The 16,447-nt window shown below is 58.4% G+C and carries 19 protein-coding genes and 1 pseudogene; 10 read left to right on the top strand and 10 right to left on the bottom strand.

Features of this window, described 5'->3' with window-relative positions; genetic code table 11:
* Positions 1-19 precede the first annotated feature (19 nt).
* The 6 genes from ACP8KU_RS07800 to rpmB all read right to left on the bottom strand — a co-directional run bounded on the left by ACP8KU_RS07800 (position 20) and on the right by rpmB (position 2,948).
* Complete coding sequence (locus tag ACP8KU_RS07800; protein ID WP_484483559.1) at positions 20-739, bottom strand: TetR/AcrR family transcriptional regulator; 720 nt, start codon at positions 737-739, stop codon at positions 20-22.
* A 112-nt stretch (positions 740-851) separates the two neighbouring features.
* The gene (locus tag ACP8KU_RS07795; protein WP_484483558.1) at positions 852-1,634 is read right to left on the bottom strand and encodes a putative nucleotidyltransferase substrate binding domain-containing protein; all 783 of its coding nucleotides are present in this window, start codon (positions 1,632-1,634) and stop codon (positions 852-854) included.
* 331 nt (positions 1,635-1,965) lie between these two features.
* On the bottom strand, positions 1,966-2,220 hold the full coding sequence (gene rpsR, locus ACP8KU_RS07790) for a 30S ribosomal protein S18 (RefSeq protein WP_005279904.1): 255 nt from the start codon (positions 2,218-2,220) through the stop codon (positions 1,966-1,968).
* Between the two features lie 15 nt (positions 2,221-2,235).
* Entirely contained in the window at positions 2,236-2,541 is a 306-nt protein-coding gene (rpsN, locus tag ACP8KU_RS07785) for a 30S ribosomal protein S14 (protein ID WP_005279906.1), read from the bottom strand.
* A 3-nt stretch (positions 2,542-2,544) separates the two neighbouring features.
* Positions 2,545-2,709 carry a 50S ribosomal protein L33 gene (gene rpmG, locus ACP8KU_RS07780; RefSeq protein ID WP_005279910.1) on the bottom strand — a complete coding sequence of 55 codons (165 nt, stop codon included), beginning with the start codon at positions 2,707-2,709 and terminating at the stop codon, positions 2,545-2,547.
* A gap of 2 nt (positions 2,710-2,711) precedes the next feature.
* The gene (gene rpmB / locus ACP8KU_RS07775; protein WP_005279911.1) at positions 2,712-2,948 is read right to left on the bottom strand and encodes a 50S ribosomal protein L28; all 237 of its coding nucleotides are present in this window, start codon (positions 2,946-2,948) and stop codon (positions 2,712-2,714) included.
* A 513-nt stretch (positions 2,949-3,461) separates the two neighbouring features.
* On the opposite strand from rpmB, the gene ACP8KU_RS07770 reads away from it, so the two are divergent.
* A complete protein-coding gene (locus tag ACP8KU_RS07770) occupies positions 3,462-3,731 on the top strand; it encodes a type B 50S ribosomal protein L31 (RefSeq protein ID WP_005279912.1) in 270 nt (89 codons plus the stop codon).
* A 15-nt stretch (positions 3,732-3,746) separates the two neighbouring features.
* The gene (rpmF, locus tag ACP8KU_RS07765; RefSeq protein ID WP_005279913.1) at positions 3,747-3,920 is read left to right on the top strand and encodes a 50S ribosomal protein L32; all 174 of its coding nucleotides are present in this window, start codon (positions 3,747-3,749) and stop codon (positions 3,918-3,920) included.
* A gap of 176 nt (positions 3,921-4,096) precedes the next feature.
* On the opposite strand, the gene ACP8KU_RS07760 is transcribed toward rpmF, so the two are convergent.
* Positions 4,097-5,470: an MFS transporter gene (locus ACP8KU_RS07760; protein WP_278722702.1), complete on the bottom strand. Its 1,374-nt coding sequence runs from the start codon at positions 5,468-5,470 to the stop codon at positions 4,097-4,099.
* Positions 5,471-5,788: 318 nt separating this feature from the next.
* On the opposite strand from ACP8KU_RS07760, the gene ACP8KU_RS07755 reads away from it, so the two are divergent.
* From ACP8KU_RS07755 to ACP8KU_RS07745, 3 genes are all read left to right on the top strand, one after another.
* Positions 5,789-7,291, top strand: coding sequence for a S1C family serine protease (locus ACP8KU_RS07755; RefSeq protein ID WP_284609577.1), 1,503 nt, complete (start codon positions 5,789-5,791; stop codon positions 7,289-7,291).
* Between the two features lie 61 nt (positions 7,292-7,352).
* The gene (locus tag ACP8KU_RS07750) at positions 7,353-7,961 is read left to right on the top strand and encodes a MogA/MoaB family molybdenum cofactor biosynthesis protein (protein WP_005279920.1); all 609 of its coding nucleotides are present in this window, start codon (positions 7,353-7,355) and stop codon (positions 7,959-7,961) included.
* A 28-nt stretch (positions 7,962-7,989) separates the two neighbouring features.
* Complete coding sequence (locus tag ACP8KU_RS07745; RefSeq protein ID WP_284644133.1) at positions 7,990-8,223, top strand: hypothetical protein; 234 nt, start codon at positions 7,990-7,992, stop codon at positions 8,221-8,223.
* Between the two features lie 108 nt (positions 8,224-8,331).
* On the opposite strand, the gene mscL is transcribed toward ACP8KU_RS07745, so the two are convergent.
* Complete coding sequence (gene mscL, locus ACP8KU_RS07740) at positions 8,332-8,829, bottom strand: large-conductance mechanosensitive channel protein MscL (RefSeq protein WP_484483557.1); 498 nt, start codon at positions 8,827-8,829, stop codon at positions 8,332-8,334.
* Between the two features lie 243 nt (positions 8,830-9,072).
* On the opposite strand from mscL, the pseudogene dcuC reads away from it, so the two are divergent.
* Both dcuC and ACP8KU_RS07730 read left to right on the top strand, forming a co-directional pair.
* Positions 9,073-10,439 (top strand): annotated as a pseudogene (gene dcuC, locus ACP8KU_RS07735) (C4-dicarboxylate transporter DcuC).
* A 48-nt stretch (positions 10,440-10,487) separates the two neighbouring features.
* Positions 10,488-11,819, top strand: a complete 1,332-nt coding sequence (locus ACP8KU_RS07730) for a lyase family protein (protein ID WP_237800443.1) — start codon at positions 10,488-10,490, stop codon at positions 11,817-11,819.
* A 33-nt stretch (positions 11,820-11,852) separates the two neighbouring features.
* Here the strand turns inward: ACP8KU_RS07730 and ACP8KU_RS07725 are convergent, their stop codons facing one another.
* Both ACP8KU_RS07725 and ACP8KU_RS07720 read right to left on the bottom strand, forming a co-directional pair.
* Positions 11,853-12,578 carry an SAF domain-containing protein gene (locus ACP8KU_RS07725; RefSeq protein WP_484483556.1) on the bottom strand — a complete coding sequence of 242 codons (726 nt, stop codon included), beginning with the start codon at positions 12,576-12,578 and terminating at the stop codon, positions 11,853-11,855.
* 41 nt (positions 12,579-12,619) lie between these two features.
* Entirely contained in the window at positions 12,620-13,201 is a 582-nt protein-coding gene (locus ACP8KU_RS07720) for a 5-formyltetrahydrofolate cyclo-ligase (protein WP_284623138.1), read from the bottom strand.
* A 68-nt stretch (positions 13,202-13,269) separates the two neighbouring features.
* On the opposite strand from ACP8KU_RS07720, the gene ACP8KU_RS07715 reads away from it, so the two are divergent.
* The 3 genes from ACP8KU_RS07715 (at position 13,270) to ACP8KU_RS07705 (ending at position 16,314) form a co-directional block, all read left to right on the top strand.
* The gene (locus tag ACP8KU_RS07715) at positions 13,270-14,196 is read left to right on the top strand and encodes a UTP--glucose-1-phosphate uridylyltransferase (RefSeq protein ID WP_284623139.1); all 927 of its coding nucleotides are present in this window, start codon (positions 13,270-13,272) and stop codon (positions 14,194-14,196) included.
* Positions 14,197-14,269: 73 nt separating this feature from the next.
* A complete protein-coding gene (glp, locus tag ACP8KU_RS07710) occupies positions 14,270-15,604 on the top strand; it encodes a molybdotransferase-like divisome protein Glp (protein WP_284623140.1) in 1,335 nt (444 codons plus the stop codon).
* Positions 15,604-16,314, top strand: coding sequence for a GNAT family N-acetyltransferase (locus tag ACP8KU_RS07705; RefSeq protein WP_284623141.1), 711 nt, complete (start codon positions 15,604-15,606; stop codon positions 16,312-16,314). The genes glp and ACP8KU_RS07705 overlap by 1 nt, the downstream gene beginning before the upstream one ends.
* Positions 16,315-16,447: the final 133 nt, after the last annotated feature.

Genomic DNA, 16,447 nt, shown 5'->3' with positions numbered 1-16,447 from the left:
CGACGCCACAAGGAATAGGTTAGCGAGACTTTTTCTTCTTGCGGTCTGCGGCGGCCGCCGCGGCCGCAGAGATCGAGTCATTCCGGTTCTTCAGCAGCTCAAGGGTCATGGCTTCGGCGTCCTCGGGGACGGTGGCTCCGAGGACGGCAAGGGCGGCATCGGCAAGCATGGCGGCAGTCTCCGGAACCGACTGGGCCGCGGCGTAAGGAGGCGTGCCGTTATTGGGGCGCATCTCGATGACAGACAACGCGATGTGGAAGGGCAACTCGATGCGCGGATCCGCTTCGCCCACGATGGCGGCGGCGGTGGTGCGGAAGTGGCTCTGCAGCCGCTCGCGGGAGCTGTGGTACTCCGAAAATTCCGGCGAATTGGCCACCGGCAACTGGTACAACCGGCCGACATTCCAACCGCTGGTGAGCAAAAGGCGCGATTCCGCGGCGACTAGGGACCACAGGCGCTGCTCCGGCTCGGCATCGGAATCCACCAGCTCATCGGCAAGCTCCAGCGAGGGCTCAATGGTGGAATTAAGCAGCGCGAGGAAAATCTCCGTCTTGGAGGGAAAATGATAGTACAGCGATGCCTGCCGGATGCCCACCGCGTCCGCGATTTGGTGGGTCGACGTCGTGGCAAAGCCCTGGGTGGTAAATAACTCTGAGGAGGCGTCCAAAATCTCTTCCCGGGCGCTATTGCCTCTGCGGCGGGGGCTATGTTTACGCGGCCTACCGACGTTTCCTGACATGCGGCGGACGCCTCCTTTCTCTCAGCAGAAAATGCTTTTACTCAACAACTCTACAGCCCTGCAGCCCGCCGACGCGGATCGCATGCGTAGCCACAAAAACTTTGTGGCGATTTTAATGTGCGCCGTCCGCGGTGCGTTGGGAGATGGACTCGAAGGTCGCAGACACCATGCGGCAGGCTGTGCCGTAGGCCGTGCGCTCCAGTGGTGGCAGGTCTTGCAGGACGGATTCACGGCCGTGCACATTGTCGTACCAGCGGCGCATTTCTACCGAATACCCAGTGCGCCACGCAAGGTCGAGGGTTTCTGCGTCCTCCGCGGTGAGCATCCCGCGCTCTTGGCCAATGGCGAGGCGATCGACCGTGGGACGCGGGCCCGGTGCCGCCCAGCGCGCAATGGCGGCGATGGGGGATAACAGCATGGACTTGATATCCACGGCCGCGTTGCGATCGGGCAAACCCCCAACGCGCTGGAGCAGAGGCGGACGCTGGGACAACGCCTCCTCCAACAAAGCCTGTTCACCGCCGCGGCCTAAAGGCAGGCCGGCATCGACGCGCGCTGCCATGGAACCGGCCGCTTGATGTACCTCAAGCCCCACATCGCGAAAGACGGACTCCAAGTCGCTGTCTTCTCCCATCCACTCGATGGGCATGCTGGGTAGCTGATCCCCGCGCGCCGCCGCGCCGGTTAAGCGGATATCCGCATCCACGCCTGGTGCGCGCACGATATCTGTCAGCAGCCGCGAAAACCAGTTGGCTAATTCAATCTCATCGTCCTGGTGCGCTACCGCATTGCGCAAGACATCTTGCGCTTCCGCCAATAAGCCGCGAGCGGTTGCCCGGGACTGGCAATGGGGAGCAAGCTCCGAAAGATCGAGAAGGGATTGATGCAGGGCCATACAGTCACTGCCTTTCACTCATTGCAAAGCGGTGCGCATCTAAAAGTTGTGCGGCGCAGGATTGCTATAAATGTAACATTTATGCAATTGCGCAGTAGCGCTCGGGGGAGTGTGCAGTGGGTTCGTCGCGTCCGTGCCTGTGGGCTTTCGCGGAGGAGCTTTGCGGCTGGTGTTGGCGTGGGAACTGGCGTTTGCGGCGTAGCGCCAAAGAATACCCCGAAAACGACTTTCGCCGCCTGACCTCGAAAGGCGGGGCGGCGAAAGCTTATGGTTCTTTTACCGTGTCACACTTGCCAGCGGCAAAAGTGCGCTGTTGATACCCAGCTACTGTTTAGCGGGTGGTGAACGGCAGGAGAGCCATTTCGCGTGCGTTCTTGACTGCGGTAGCAACCTGACGCTGCTGCTGCGGGGTCAAGCCGGTGACGCGACGGGAACGGATCTTGTGGCGATCCGAGATGAATAGACGCAGAGTCTTGGTGTCCTTGTAGTCCACCTTCTCAATGCCCTCAGCCTTCAAAGGGTTCTTCTTCGGGCGACGGCTCTGCTCCATACGGAACTTCTTTTGGTTATTGCGCTTATTAGCCATTGTGCAATTACCCCTTTACCAGCTGGACTTGCGAACGCCCGGCAGCTCACCACGGTGAGCCATGCCGCGCATACGGACACGGGACAGGCCGAACTTGCGGAGGTAACCGCGCGGGCGGCCATCGGCTGCGTCGCGGTTACGAACGCGGGCTGGGGAAGCGTCACGAGGCTGGCGGTTCAGCTCGAACTGAGCCTCCAAACGCTCCTCATCCGGGGTGTTCGGGTTCTTGATGATCTTCTTGAGCTCAGCGCGACGCTCCGCGTAGCGGGCGACGATTTCCTTGCGCTGCTCGTTCTTAGCGATCTTGGACTTCTTAGCCATGAATTATCGCTCCTCGCGGAATTCGACGTGCTTGCGGGCGATCGGATCGAACTTCTTCAGGGTGATGCGATCCGGGTTATTGCGCTTGTTCTTACGGGTCACGTAGGTGTAACCGGTGCCCGCAGTGGACTTCAGCTTGATGATTGGGCGAATATCGTTACGTGCCATACTTAAATCTTCTCCCCACGTGCGCGGATCTTGGCAACAACGGACTCGATGCCGTCGCGGTCAATGATCTTCATACCCTTGGTGGAAACATTCAGAGTAATGGTACGGCCCTCAGAGGGCAGGTAGTAGCGACGACGCTGCACGTTGGGGTTCCAACGGCGCGAAGTGCGGCGGTGCGAGTGCGAGACCTGCTTGCCGAATTCCGGCTTGCGGCCCGTTACCTGGCAAATAGCCGACATGGGTCTTCTTTCTCCTAGCCGCCCACATCGTGGCTATAAACGACTACGTGCCGACTGCCGTGTGAGGGTGGCAGTGCTCAAAAAGTGAGGTGTGAGCAGGTGCGGCATCGTCGTCAAAAACCAGTAGACGGGGCGTAATACGTATATTTTGACAACAGCAAGAGCAAATCTTACAGCCTTACTCGCGATATACCTAATCGCTGTCGCGATAGCCTCGCGCATTAAGCCGTCGGCTTTGCGTCGATGATCAAGCAGCACTGCCTAACGCATTGGGGAGATTCGAAAGCTTACTATAACGAATGGGGCGTAGATGTGCGCCTGTGGCGACTGTGGTTGCTGCAGGTGAGCAATTTCGTATATATGGCGGTGGAATGTAGGATAATTCAGGTTATCGGTCGGCGCGCTTAGTGGCGCCGGGCGAGCTGTAACTGTTCATCCCAACTCGGGCACGATCCGTACCGTCATTATTCAGTGTGCGGAACCGACCCGTAGTCCAACCCTGAGGGAATATCTATGAAGAAAGACATCCACCCGGATTACCACCCAGTGGTCTTCCGTGATGCTGGTACCGGTCACTCCTTTTTGACCAAGTCCACCGCTACCTCTTCTCGCACCGTTGAGTGGGAAGACGGCAACGAGTACCCGCTCATCGTCGTTGACGTTACTGCTGAGTCCCACCCGTTCTGGACTGGTGCACAGCGCGTTATGGATACCGCTGGCCGTGTCGAGCGCTTCAACCAGCGCTTCGGTGCCATGGCTCGCCGCAAGAAGAAGAACGCGTAAGGAGAAGAAGAGAAAATGGCAACTCCTAAGTTTAAGAAGTCCCGTGCGAACACCCACGCACGTCGTTCCCAGTGGAAGGCTGACAACGTCGCCCTCCAGGAAGTCACCATCGATGGTCAGACCGTGCGCATCCCGCGCCGCCTGGTCAAGGCCGCTAAGCTCGGCCTGGTTGACGTAGAGCAGTTCTAAGCCTGCTTTCAGTCTCACCCCTCCCAGTTGCTTATTGGCAACTGCGAGGGGTTGTGATGTTTTAGGCCCTTTTTAGGCACCGGTGATGGGCAATAAAGAGCGCCTGCCATCCCGGGTGGGTGGCAGGCGGTGTAAGGAGAGTGCGCAGTAATAGCGCGTGCTCCTAAGTTGAAGGCTTATGCTTCAAGCGCGGCCTTGCGTTCTTCGGTGAGGCGCACTTCTTCCTTATTAATAAAGAGGAAGATAGCCAACACGAGGACAGTAAAGAGCAGGAAGACCATAAAGGTGACATTCCAGCCGGCGTACTTGACCAGGTAGCCCACACCGGTCGAGGCGAGCGTCGCACCAAGCAGGTAACCGAAAAGGCCCGTAAAGCCGGAAGCGGTGCTTGCCACATTGCGCGGGGAGAGGTCGAGGGCCTGTAAGCCAATGAGGCCAACCGGACCGTAGATGAAGGCACCGATGAGCGCGATGAAGATAACCATGACCGCGAACGGGGTGCCTACGGGGGCCAGCCAGTAGCCGGCGATGGACAGGCCCGTAGCCAAGATAAAGATCAAGATGACCTTAGAGCGGTTGCCGTGGAAGAGCTTATCGGACATCCAGCCGCAGAGAATGGTGCCCAGCAGGCCTGCGAGCTCGAAGGCGCCGAAGGCGACCAAACCGGAATTGATGTTCATGTGGTGGACTTCGGCGAGGTACGTCGTAATCCAGTTGAGCACGCCGTAGCGCAGTGCATAGACAAATACGTTGGCAATGGCCAGAAGGACAATGATGCGATTGCGCAGGACGTATTTGAAAATGAGATCCTTGGTGGAGATTCCATCGCCTTCTTGCCGCTGGATATCTGCAACCTTGGCGGGATCATTGCGCCATTCATCGACCGTCGGCAGTCCTTCTGAAGGTGGATTATCGCGGATGAGCAGGAAAGCTAAGGCCGCGATGATCAGCGCCGCGATTGCGGGGAGCCAAAAGGCTACCTGCCATTGATTGCTGGTCATCGCCAAGCCGACGCCTACCAGCAGCGGTAATACGCCTGCACCCACATTGTGCGAGGTATTCCACAGCGAGCCCTTCCAACCGCGCTCGGATGTAGAGAACCACTGCACGATGACGCGGCCGCATGGCGGGTGTCCCATGCCTTGGAACCAGCCATTGAGGAACATGACGGTGGCAAAGACGCCTACGGATGCAGAGACCCACGGGACGAACCCGACTATCAGGTTCATCAGCGCGGACAAGCTCAGCCCGATGGGCAGGAAGTAACGCGCATTGGATTGGTCCGCGAGCATGGCGGAAAAGAATTTGGATAAGCCATAAGAAATCAGCACGGCATTACTAATGATGCCGATTGCAGGCTTGTCGATGGTCCCGTTATCTTCCAGCAGCAGCGGCGCGATGGTGGAGATGTTATTGCGGATGAGGTAAAAGCCCGCGTAACCCAGGAAGATTCCCATAAAGACCTGGAAACGAAGCCGGGGGAATTTCTTGTCAACGTCCTCTTTAGGTAATTGAGGGCGTGGGCGGGGAGATTTGAGCCATGTCAGCACTGCCTACTCCTTGGGTCGTAAAGATTCAACGAAATTAACTTAAAGTTAAAACTAAGCTAACCCTAAGTTAAATATAAAGGTACACTAACCTGATGGTGGGTCGATTTTATGCCCCGGTGATTCTGTTGACAGTGGTGCGCGCCGCAGGGTGGAAGGATGCTTAATAGGGGTAATGGTGCAGTCGCGTGCGAGTGTCAAGAGGGCGTCAAATGTGGTGAGTTTGACCAGCTTATCGCCTACAGTAACTTCACAGGAACTTCTAGTAGGTTGGCAGAATAGTTTAAGTTGTGACTAAGCGAAGCGAGGCATAGTGTTCCTATGAACATGAGGAATGATGACAACCGCGGCAATAATGGTGGGTCGCACGGTGTCCCGCAGGATCCCTACGGCACGAGTAACGGGCAGACGCCATATAACCAGCCGCGCGGCGGCCAACAGGATTCTGGATCCGCGTATTCCAACGGAACCTATTCCCAAGGCTGGAACCAGCCGCGCATCAACGAGCAGGAGGCACAAGCCTCCGCGCACGGGAGCGAGGCACCGTGGCACGCGCAGCACACCCCGCCCAGCAATCGCCTTTTTGGTGGCACTCAGCCGGGTGCTACCCGCGGGCAGGAGGAAACATCTAGCTTCGCTACCCAGCAGGGCGATTACTCCCAGCAGGGGCCTGCGAATAACCAGCCTGGCCAGCCGCCCGTGCCTGGGGTAACGCCTTTGCCGCCGCAGCCAAAGGAGAAAAGGAAGATCGGGCTGGGTGCCGCGACGGCAATTGCTGCGGTAGCGGCAATCGCTGCAGGTTCCATTACCGGTGTGGTCGTGGGCAAGAACCAGTCCAGTAGCGGTACGTCCGTGGTCAATGAGGCGCTCAATAGTAAACCGGCCGCCAATAGTATGGGTAAGGAACCGGAGGAGGGCTCGGTGGAAGCGGTTTCGGCTAAGGTTTTGCCGGCCGTGGTATCCATTCAGACTGCGACTCGGACCTCGGCTGCGGAAGGTTCCGGTTCCATCATTTCTCCTGATGGTTACGTCTTGACCAACCACCACGTCATCGCCGGTGCAGAGCAAGGCGGCATCATGCAGGTCACCTTGAACGATGGCAGCAAGCACGAAGCCGATCTCGTGGCTTCCGATGCCAATACGGATGTTGCCATCATCAAGATCAAGGACGTGCACGACTTGCCGCACCTGCAATTCGGCGACTCGGATGCGGTTGCGGTTGGCCAAGAGGTAGTCGCCGTCGGCTCGCCGCTCGGCCTCAATGCCACGGTGACCTCCGGCATCGTATCCGCGAAGAACCGCCCGGTGCGCGCATCTCAGCAGGGTGGCGAGTCCTCGCTTATCGATGCCATCCAGACCGACGCCGCCGTCAACCCCGGCAACTCCGGTGGTCCCTTGGTGGATATGGAGGGCAATATCGTTGGTATGAACTCGATGATTGCATCGTTGTCCGATAAGACCTCGGGTGAGGGCGGATCTATCGGCCTCGGGTTTGCCATTCCTTCCAACTTTGCCAAGCGCATGGCTGATGAGCTCATCAATAAAGGCCACGTAACCCACCCCACCTTGGGGGTTAAGGTCCTGGCGCGCGATGACGGAAATGGCGCGCGCATTGCAGAGGTCGAGCCAGGGGGACCAGCGGATCAAGCAGGTTTGAAGCAGGGCGATATCGTCACCCGCGTCAATGACCGGCTGATTGAAAACGCCGATGCGCTTATCGCTGCCGCGCGTTCCCAGGACTTCGGTGCGACCGTCACCTTGGAAGTATCCGATGGACATTCGGATGACACTCGTCAGGTAGAGGTAACCCTGACAGGCGAGTAGATTAAAACGCAGCCCGCGCCGTGTCCGCATTGCGCCCCCGACGTTTCTTTGAAGGAGAAAAATGGCAGACTCCCAGCAAGACTTGACCGACTCCACCAGGTTGGAGGATTCGGCTTCCACAGACGCTTTGCGGGATGTGGCGGAGCCGGATGATGCCTACCTTTTGGCCAGCGAGAAAGAGGACCGGGTGGCGGCGCCGCGCCGCGCGCTCGTCGTGATAGTCACGGATCATCCCGGCGAAAATTCAGATAGCACCTCCAAATTGGTTACTGAACTTTTGGCAGAGGCGAATTTCCGCATCGATGGTTCGGTGGTTGTGCGCTCGAAGAAATCCAAGATCCGGCAGGCCATTGAGACTGGCGTCGTCGGCGGTGTAGATCTCGTGCTTACCGTCGGCGGCACCGGAGTGAGCCCGCGCGATAAGACCCCAGAGGCTACCACTGGGGTCATCGACAAGATGGTGCCAGGCGTGGCCCAAGCCTTGCGCTCTTCGGGTCAGGCATGCGGCGCGGTCGATGCGTGCGCATCCCGCGGCATTTCGGGCGTTTCTGGTTCCACCGTCGTGGTCAACCTTGCGCCGTCGCGCGCTGCCGTGCGTGACGGCATGGCCACGTTGACCCCGCTGGTCCACCACCTTGTGGATCAATTGCAAGAATCCAGCGTGCAATAATGCGAAGGAAAGGGGTGGAGATACTGCCATGACCTCTCAATCACGTCGCCAGCGCAGGCGCGTATTCCGGCAATCAGATGCGCCGGAATATGACCGCAGCGCGGATCGCCCAGTAGGGCAGGACTTAGCAAGCGGAGAAGGCACCGATGCCCAGCGCATCGTTACCCTCGATGATGCTGCAGTGGAAGGCGACGGCGCCCAAGCCGCCGAGCGCGGCGAAGAGTTTTACCGGGAGAATCAGCCGCCGCACCACGGCGGGTAGCCCGCACATCCTTGTCCCGAGCCCGGAAATTCTGAAGCAGTCTTAACAAAAGCCCGTGTCCTCCCTCATTGCGAAGGTGGACACGGGCTTAACTGCGCTTAGTAAGAACTAGTCGTCGTGGCGGCTGTGCTTGCCCTCAGACGCGGTGGAGTTTTCGATCGTATCTGTTGCAGTGGCATCCCCAAGTGCCTTATCTGCGGCGGTGACAGCGTCCGCGTTCTGAGCCTGCAAGAGATCGCGGATTTCTGCCAAGAGTTCTTCCGAGGTCGGTGCCGGTGCCTCTGGGTCCACACCCTGGCGGCGCTTGGATGCTTCAGTGAGCTTGTTGAGCGGCATCACGATGAGGAAGTAGACCACTGCGGCGATGATCAGGAAGTTAATCGCGGCGGTAATGACGGCGCCAAAGTCTACGAGGGTGGACTTATTATCGGTGATTTGGAAGCCTAAACCGTCGACCTCTGCGGAGCCGAAGGAGTTAATGATCGGCTGAATGATGGAATCCGTCACGGAAGTAACGATCGCCGTGAATGCGGAACCGATGATGACTGCGGTGGCAAGTTCGACGACGTTGCCGCGCATAATGAAGTCTTTAAAGCCCTTGAGCATGGGAGAAAACGGACCTTTCTGGGGATAGGTAAGGGTGGGTGCGATCCATGAGCACGCTGGGAGTTTAGTTCAAGCTAAAAGTCATCACAACCTGAGGGATTAAAACAGGAGACAATGTTACCTGGATAACTAATGGACATCGGTTGCGGTATAGGTATTTAGTGTTAGTGTGAAAGTGGAATATAAAAAATATTGTTTGTAAAAATAACAGTATTCTAATGCGTGGGCAGAAGGGAACCCAGCATGAATATCGCACTCGCTTTATTTGCCTTGGCAGTCACAATTGGGGCAGGCTACTTCCTCGTTAAAGGTCATAAGCCTGTCATCATTTTATTGCTCGCCGGGTTTATTCTCATTGCAGTTTCAACCGCGGCCAAAGCAGGCTACGGAGTGTTAGATGAGGAAGACTCCACCGGCTCCCGGTGGTTGGACATCATCGGAATATTCGAACAAGTTGCTGGTAGCCAATTAACAGGCGTCGGCCTCATTATCATGGCCGCCGGCGGCTTTTCGGCATATATGAATAAGATCGGCGCCTCGCAGGCACTGGTCGAGGTGCTTGCCGCCCCAATCTCAAAATTCAAGCACCCCTACATCACGCTCATTCTTACGTATTTCCTTGGCGTGGTGCTTTTCATGTTTATCCCCAGCGCTGCTGGGCTCGCTATCTTGCTTCTGGTGCTTTTGCTTCCGGTATTAAAAGCGGTAGGAGTCAGCCCCGCGGCGGCAGGCGCGGTCATCGTATCCGCCTCGGCATTGCCTATGGGGCCAGCTTCGGGAACCTCGGTGCTGGCGGCGCGGACCATTGATCTATCCCCTGTCGTCTACTTCGTCCAATATCAGCTGATCGTGGCCATTCCCACTGCCATTGCGATTGCTATAACTCACTACTTCGTGCAGCAGCACTACGACAAGCGGGATTTGGAAGACTACAAAGAAACCGACACCTTGGGCGATGGTTCTGGCGAGGCTGGCCCGAAGTGGTACGGGGTATTTCTCGCACTGCCCATTATCTTGTTGGTGATCTTTAGCCCCTTGGTGAATGACAGCATCGAGCTAACCACGGTTGGAGCATTCGTAATAGTGTGGCTCATAGCCTTGCTGTGCGAAATCATTCGCCACCGTTCTTTTTCCACCGCGACCGAACAAGCTACATCCTTTTTACGGGCATGGGAAAGATGTTCGGTGGCATCGTCGCATTGATTATCGCGGCACAAATCTTTGCCACCGGTTTAACGGCCACAGGCGCCATTTCCATGCTGATCGATGGAGGACAGCAACTCGGTGCAGGCGCAATCGTCATCACCCTCCTATTCACCTTGATTGTGGGTTTGGTGACGTTCCTGACCGGTTCCGGTGTCGGCGCATTCTCTTCCTTTGCCAGCCTGGTGCCTGACGTTAGCCGCGGACTCGGCGCTTCGGCAGCAGCAGTTATTACCCCAATGGAGTTTGCCAGCGGCCTATTCCGCGCGGTGTCCCCGGTCTCCGGGGTAATCATTTCCGTTGCCGGTGGCGTAGGGATTTCTACCACCGAGCTTATTCGCCGCACGCTGCTTCCAATGGGAGTTGGCTTTGTCGTGATGATCGTATCCAGCCTGGTCTTGCTCTAAGCAAGTTCTGGGGCCACAACCTACATCTGTAAAAGTAAGGAATTTATCATGGGAATCGGCGCACTGAACTCGTCTTTTCAGAAGAAAGGCTATGCCACAGCGGACATGGAAGCCCACTGGGAAGAAGCGCAACTTATACGGAAGATTTTCGCTGTTGAAGCGGCAATGGCGCGGACGCAGGGACACATGGGAATCATCCCGCAGGAAGCTGCCGAGGCAATCTCAGAAAATGCAGTCGCCAGTAATGCGCTGATAGAAAAAGCCCAAAGCGGCGGGGTTGGCAATCCTTCGGTTGCTGTTCTCGATGCGTTGCGGGAGGCGATTCCGGAAGACCAGCGCGGTTGGGTCCATTTCGGGGCGACGACTCAAGATATTTTGGATACCGCGCGGGCCCTGCAGATCAAGGCAGCGACTGACCTAATGCTGGAACGCTTGAACGCCGTTATTGCAGCTACCGCAAAACTTGCTCACGAGCATGCCCGGACGCTAATGGTCGCGCGCACCAATGGGCAGTATGCATTGCCGACGACCTTGGGTACGCGTTTTTCTCGGTGGAATGCAGAACTGCGCCGGAGCAGGGAACGCTTGGAAGCGATGCGTGAGCGCACGGAACAGATTCAATTTACTGGTGCTGTAGGTACGCTGGCGTCTTTTGGAGAACAGGGCCCCGAGCTAAGCCAGCGCCTTGCCAAAGAACTGGAACTGTTCTATCAGCCGATTTCATGGCATGCGAGCTCGGATACCATGACAGAGCTTGCGACGACAGTGGCTACCTTGGGGCAAAGTCTGGCCAAGATTGCAGAAGATCTCTTTGCTATGCAGCAATCCGATCTGGTCGAGGCTCGCGAGGATATGGATGCACATACTTCCGGTTCGTCCACCATGCCGCAAAAACTTAATCCCTTTGCCACAATGAAAATTTCCGTGGGAGCCAGCATGGCTAGCGGCATGGCGGCGAACATGCTGACACAAGCTCCGGCTACCTTTGAACGCGATCATCGCCTATCCGAGGTCCATCGCAACCTGATTCCACAAATCTTCGTCGCAGTCGATGGAGCGCTAGAAAAATTGGACCAGCTCTTTCCTCGCTTGCGTTTTGATGTCCAGACATTAGAAGACAACGTAAAAAGCGCCGGTGTGTCGTTGATGACTGAGGGAATCATGATGGAGCTGGCGCCGCATATTGGCCACAGCGCCGCACACGATGTTCTTCAGGAATTCGCCCGAGAAAATAGAGAAAAAGGCACCTGCCTGGAAGAGTTTTGCGCAGCCCACCCGAAGCTCGCGGGCCTTAAGGAAAAGTTGGACTTTGAGTCCCTGACAAATCCAGCTAATTACATTGGCCAAGCCGTTGAAATCGCGGAATCGGCGCAGGAATAAACACCGCCAGTACACATAAGGTTCTCACGGTCCTTAGGAAGCAGAATCGGCGTCAACAGGCGTTTGAGGCTGGGCGCGATCGCCCACGATGACCACGGTCAGCGGTTGGTTTAATGAAGCGGCGGCTACATCGTTGGCGTGCTCATTAGGCAGCGCGAGCAAGACGGTGGCAGAAGAAACTTCGCCCTCCGCGGTGGTGGTGGAGACCACTCGGGCGCCGGAAGCGATGACGCGGGCGGTCGCGGGCTCTGAATCGGTGGCATCGCTGGCCGTGACGATATCGACGGTATCGCCGTGGTGCAGGTGGGGAATGATGTCAGGATCGGCAAGTTTGACCGGGATCATGCGGCCGGAGCCGCCTCCCTTAGAATCGGCAGATCCCGAGTTCGCGACGAGGCTAGAGACCAACTCTTGGCCCAGGAGCCGCTGGCTGGTGACAACCTCGCCCTTGCCCGCGGCGGCGGTGATGATGCGGCCGGCGAGATCGGAGGGGGCATCGGCAAGCGCGCTGCTAGGAATGGAAGAAGAAGGCAGGCGCTCGAGGGAGACATCGGAGGCGGAAAGCTCCGTGCCGGCGGGCAGATCGTGGCTAAAGACCAGTACCTGCGGCAGTTCCTTCGCGCGAGAGACTGCGGAGGCCAGCGCGGCGATGAGCAAGACCAGTGCGATGGCGCGGCGCACGAGCACGCCGCGGCGGTGGCCAGGGGTGCGCAGGGTGCGGAAGAACTGTGAGATTCGCAGGGACGGGGAATAAGCCATGCACAATTAGACTGCGCTACCGCCTGCGCGGTTCCCTCGGTTTAGGAAGAAAAGCGGTGGATTCCTGCGGCGGTAACCACGGCCTCGACGCGGCGATCGTGGGAGGTGGCCGGGATAGAGTCAAGGAACTCGGTGGGGTAGACCATGGCGAGTACCGCGGGGTGGTTGCGCGGCACCAAGGAAAGTGCGCGGTCGTAATAGCCGCCGCCCTTGCCCAGGCGGTTTCCGGCGGCATCGATGGCCATGGCTGGGGCCAAAATCAGATCGCAACCGCACAGCACGCGGCTATCAAAACGCGGGCCGGCGGGTTCGGATATGCCCAGCTGGCCAGGCTGCATGCTGTGCGTGCCCTTGTATTCTGCCCAGTTTAAAACGCCGTTACCGCAGGTGATGGGCAATAATACGCGGTCGACGCGGCGGGAAAGCCACGGGATGAAATCCGCCCCGCCCGGCTCTGTGCCCAGCGGCCAATAGGCGGCGATGCTCGATACACCGGCAAGCTCAGGTTCTAACTGCTCGCGCAAGGCAGTGGTCCATTCCGCGCGCTTATCGGCGGTGAGGCCGCGGCGCGCGCGAAGCAGGCGGGTGCGCAGTTGCTCTTTGATATCGCTGGAAGAAGGCATAAATAAATAATAGCGTCCGTGGCGTAGCGCTACACAGGAAAATAGTGCGCCGTTGTACCCTAAGATCCATGGCTAATGAACGCGAAGATTCCGCCACCGGAATCACCACGGTTGTAGTTCCAGCGGCTGGCATGGGCACCCGCTTTCTGCCCGCCACGAAAACCGTCCCCAAAGAATTGCTGCCCGTTGTGGATACTCCCGGCATTGAATTGATTGCTGAGGAGGCAGCCTCTGTGGGCGCGCGCCGGCTTGCGGTTATTACTGCACCCGAAAAGCAAGAAGTAATGCGCCATTTTGCGGAATTTCCGGATCTGGTAGAAACCCTAGATTCCCGCGGCAAGGATGAGCAGGTAGCCAAGGTCAACCGCGCCCACCAGCTCATTGAGCCCATCGCGGTAGAGCAAGAAAAGCCCTTGGGCTTGGGCCATGCCGTGGGGCTGGCGGAAGACGTCTTGGCAGAAGACGAGGACTCCTTTGCCGTCATGCTGCCGGATGACATCGTATTGCCGGCCACCGTCATGGCGGATATGGCGCGCGTTCGCGCCGAGCTCGGCGGCAGCGTGCTGTGTGCCTTTGCGGTGCCGCAGGAGCAGACGTTTAACTACGGCGTATTCGACGTAGAAGATACTGACGCGCCGGGCGTGAAAAAGGTCGTCGGCATGGTGGAAAAGCCGGACCCGGAGGATGCGCCGTCTAACCTGGTGGCTACCGGGCGCTACCTGTTGGACCGGAAGATCTTTGATGCGCTGCGCCGGATCGAACCGGGCAAGGGCGGGGAATTGCAGCTTACCGATGCCATCGAGCTGCTCATTGAGGAAGGCGAGCCCGTCCACGTAGTGGTCCACGAGGGCAAGCGCCACGATTTGGGCAACCCCGGTGGCTATATCCCAGCCAACGTGGACTTTGGCCTGCGCGATGAAAAATACGGCCCAGCGCTGTATAAAGCTATTAAACAAATCATGTCCGATTTCGAGGCGGAACAAGGCCTTAACTAACTATCTTGCCGCGCGCACGTGCGTTGAGGGCAGCAAGGTAAAAGGGCAAGAAGAAAGGGCGGGCAGAGACCGTATGCGTTCAGTAGATGACCAGTTGGCGCTGGTTACTGATGCGGCGACGACCCCGGAGCCGGTGCGGATGAGCATTTCTAATGCGCTGGGGTTAATGTGCGCCGAGCAGGTGCAGGCCAATCAGCCCTTACCGGGCTTTCCCCAGGCGGCCATCGATGGGTATGCGGTTCGCGCCGTTGATATCGGCGGCGAGCGCGGGCTGAAGGTGCGCCGCCCGAAGAATCAGGACCAGGAAAGCAGCGAAGGGGAGGGATCTGCCGAGCAGGCCGAGGACGCCGCCGCGCAGCCCGCCCCACCCGAGGTCGAGCGCTCCTTGCCCGTCGTGGGCGAGGTTCCGGCCGGTTCGAAGCAGCCGTTGCGCCTGCAGCCCAAGCAGGCCGTACGCGTCTATACGGGCGCGCCCTTGCCCACGCTTGCCGATGCCGTCCTGCCCCTCGAGTGGACCGATCGCGGCCGCAAGCGCATCACGGCGCACCGGACGGTGCGCTCGGGCGACTTCGTCCGCCGCGTGGGCGATGATATTCAGCCCGGCGATGTCGCTGTGTCCTCCGGCACCGTCCTTGGCCCGGCGCAGATTGGCCTGCTGGCCGCCGTGGGGCGCTCCAAGGTGCTGGTTTATCCGCGACCTCGTGTGACCATCGTGTCCTTTGGCCGCGAGCTCGTTGATGTGGACAAGGAACCGGGCCTAGGCCAAGTCTTTGATGTGAACTCTTACTCCTTGGCTGCCGCTGCAAAAGAAGCGGGGGCGGACGTGGTCCGCGTGGGCATTGCCGAAGGCGAGCCCCGTCGCATCCGGGAAGTGCTAGAAACCCATATCACGCGCAGCGAGGTCCTCGTGATTACCGGTGCCGTTGGTGGCGCCGGTGCCGAACAGATCCGCGAGATTTTGGCGGAAATCGGCGATATCGATACCTCCCGCGTGGCTATGCACCCAGGATCCGTGCAAGGTTTTGGGCTGGTAGGAGATGAGCGCATCCCCACCTTCCTCCTTCCCTCGAACCCGGTATCGTCGCTGGTTATTTTCGAAATCTATATTCGCCCCTTGATTCGCCTGGCCTTGGGCAAGCGCAACGCCCACCGCCGGGTGGTGCGTGCCCGCGCGCTCAACCACATTGATTCCCGCCCCGGGCGCCGTGGTTTCATCCGTGCCCGCTTGATGCGCGATGCCGAAACCGCCGATTACTTGGTCGAAGGCCTTGGCGGGGCTAGCGGTGCGCCGGCGCACCTTCTGGCCGGACTTTCCGAGGCCAATGCCATGATTCGAGTGCCAGAAGAAGTCACCGAGATCCGCCCGGGCGATGTCGTCGACGTCTTATTCCTCACCCAGCGCAGCTAATGCTTGACCCTTTCGGTACCGCCTCAGCCAAGCTGCGTCATCCAGTTACCGGGCCCACTGATGATCTGCATCCCGGTTGGCCGGAAGCGACGCCGACGGTGCAGCTTCCTTCCTCGGGGACACTGCCGTCTGGCGGGCGAATGCGGCTGAGACCCTTGCTGCGCTCGGATGGTCCCGAGTGGCGGCGCCAGCGCATTGAGGATGAACCATTGCTCCGGCCGGTGGAGCCGACCCAAGCGACCACTTGGACAGAGGCCCACAGCTCGCGGGCCTGGTGGAATTACCTCATTTTTCTGCGCAACTCCGCGCGCGATGCGCAGGTGATCCCCTTGGCCATTGAACTCGAGGGAAAATTCGTCGGCCAGGTAACACTTGGCAATATTCAGCATGGCAGCATCCGGGACTGTTGGATTGGCTATTGGGTGTATTCCGCCGTGCAAGGCGCAGGCGTTGCCACCGCAGCTACCGCCTTGGGAGTGGATCACGCCTTTGGACGGGTAGGCCTGCACCGGGTGACTGCTACCTACTTGGAGCAAAACCCCGCCTCCGGGCGCGTGCTGGGGGCCAATGGTTTTCGGTCCGAGGGGTATTTGCGCCGCAACCTGCATATCGATGGCGCTTGGCGGGATCACCATTTCGTGGCCCTAGTCAAGGAAGACTTCTCATCCACGGCGGTGGAGCGGCTGCGCCAAGCTGGGCGTTTGGTGTGAAAACCTTCCTTAAATCTGGGTAATGCTTTCACAATTTTCACATAAGTAACAACATTGTAATTTACAGCTTATGTGGGCCCTAAAGTGCGGTTTTAGCGATTACAGTGGAGTAATCATCTGTATCCCAAGGGAA

The sequence above is a fragment of the Corynebacterium sp. LaCa_282 genome (genome assembly GCF_057198125.1).
This window is presented reverse-complemented; position numbering and strand designations above follow the sequence as displayed.

Excerpts from the sequence above, each read along its gene's own strand:
- ACP8KU_RS07725 (WP_484483556.1), bottom strand. The coding sequence starts at position 12,578 with ATGGCTTATTCCCCGTCCCTGCGAATCTCACAGTTCTTCCGCACCCTG.
- ACP8KU_RS07730 (WP_237800443.1), top strand. The coding sequence starts at position 10,488 with ATGGGAATCGGCGCACTGAACTCGTCTTTTCAGAAGAAAGGCTATGCC.
- ACP8KU_RS07720 (WP_284623138.1), bottom strand. The coding sequence starts at position 13,201 with ATGCCTTCTTCCAGCGATATCAAAGAGCAACTGCGCACCCGCCTGCTT.
- mscL (WP_484483557.1), bottom strand. The coding sequence starts at position 8,829 with ATGCTCAAGGGCTTTAAAGACTTCATTATGCGCGGCAACGTCGTCGAA.
- ACP8KU_RS07750 (WP_005279920.1), top strand. The coding sequence starts at position 7,353 with ATGGCAGACTCCCAGCAAGACTTGACCGACTCCACCAGGTTGGAGGAT.
- ACP8KU_RS07705 (WP_284623141.1), top strand. The coding sequence starts at position 15,604 with ATGCTTGACCCTTTCGGTACCGCCTCAGCCAAGCTGCGTCATCCAGTT.
- rpmF (WP_005279913.1), top strand. The coding sequence starts at position 3,747 with ATGGCAACTCCTAAGTTTAAGAAGTCCCGTGCGAACACCCACGCACGT.
- ACP8KU_RS07745 (WP_284644133.1), top strand. The coding sequence starts at position 7,990 with ATGACCTCTCAATCACGTCGCCAGCGCAGGCGCGTATTCCGGCAATCA.
- ACP8KU_RS07755 (WP_284609577.1), top strand. The coding sequence starts at position 5,789 with ATGAACATGAGGAATGATGACAACCGCGGCAATAATGGTGGGTCGCAC.
- glp (WP_284623140.1), top strand. The coding sequence starts at position 14,270 with ATGCGTTCAGTAGATGACCAGTTGGCGCTGGTTACTGATGCGGCGACG.
- rpsN (WP_005279906.1), bottom strand. The coding sequence starts at position 2,541 with ATGGCTAAGAAGTCCAAGATCGCTAAGAACGAGCAGCGCAAGGAAATC.
- rpmB (WP_005279911.1), bottom strand. The coding sequence starts at position 2,948 with ATGTCGGCTATTTGCCAGGTAACGGGCCGCAAGCCGGAATTCGGCAAG.
- rpmG (WP_005279910.1), bottom strand. The coding sequence starts at position 2,709 with ATGGCACGTAACGATATTCGCCCAATCATCAAGCTGAAGTCCACTGCG.
- ACP8KU_RS07800 (WP_484483559.1), bottom strand. The coding sequence starts at position 739 with ATGTCAGGAAACGTCGGTAGGCCGCGTAAACATAGCCCCCGCCGCAGA.
- ACP8KU_RS07795 (WP_484483558.1), bottom strand. The coding sequence starts at position 1,634 with ATGGCCCTGCATCAATCCCTTCTCGATCTTTCGGAGCTTGCTCCCCAT.
- ACP8KU_RS07715 (WP_284623139.1), top strand. The coding sequence starts at position 13,270 with ATGGCTAATGAACGCGAAGATTCCGCCACCGGAATCACCACGGTTGTA.
- rpsR (WP_005279904.1), bottom strand. The coding sequence starts at position 2,220 with ATGGCTAATAAGCGCAATAACCAAAAGAAGTTCCGTATGGAGCAGAGC.
- ACP8KU_RS07770 (WP_005279912.1), top strand. The coding sequence starts at position 3,462 with ATGAAGAAAGACATCCACCCGGATTACCACCCAGTGGTCTTCCGTGAT.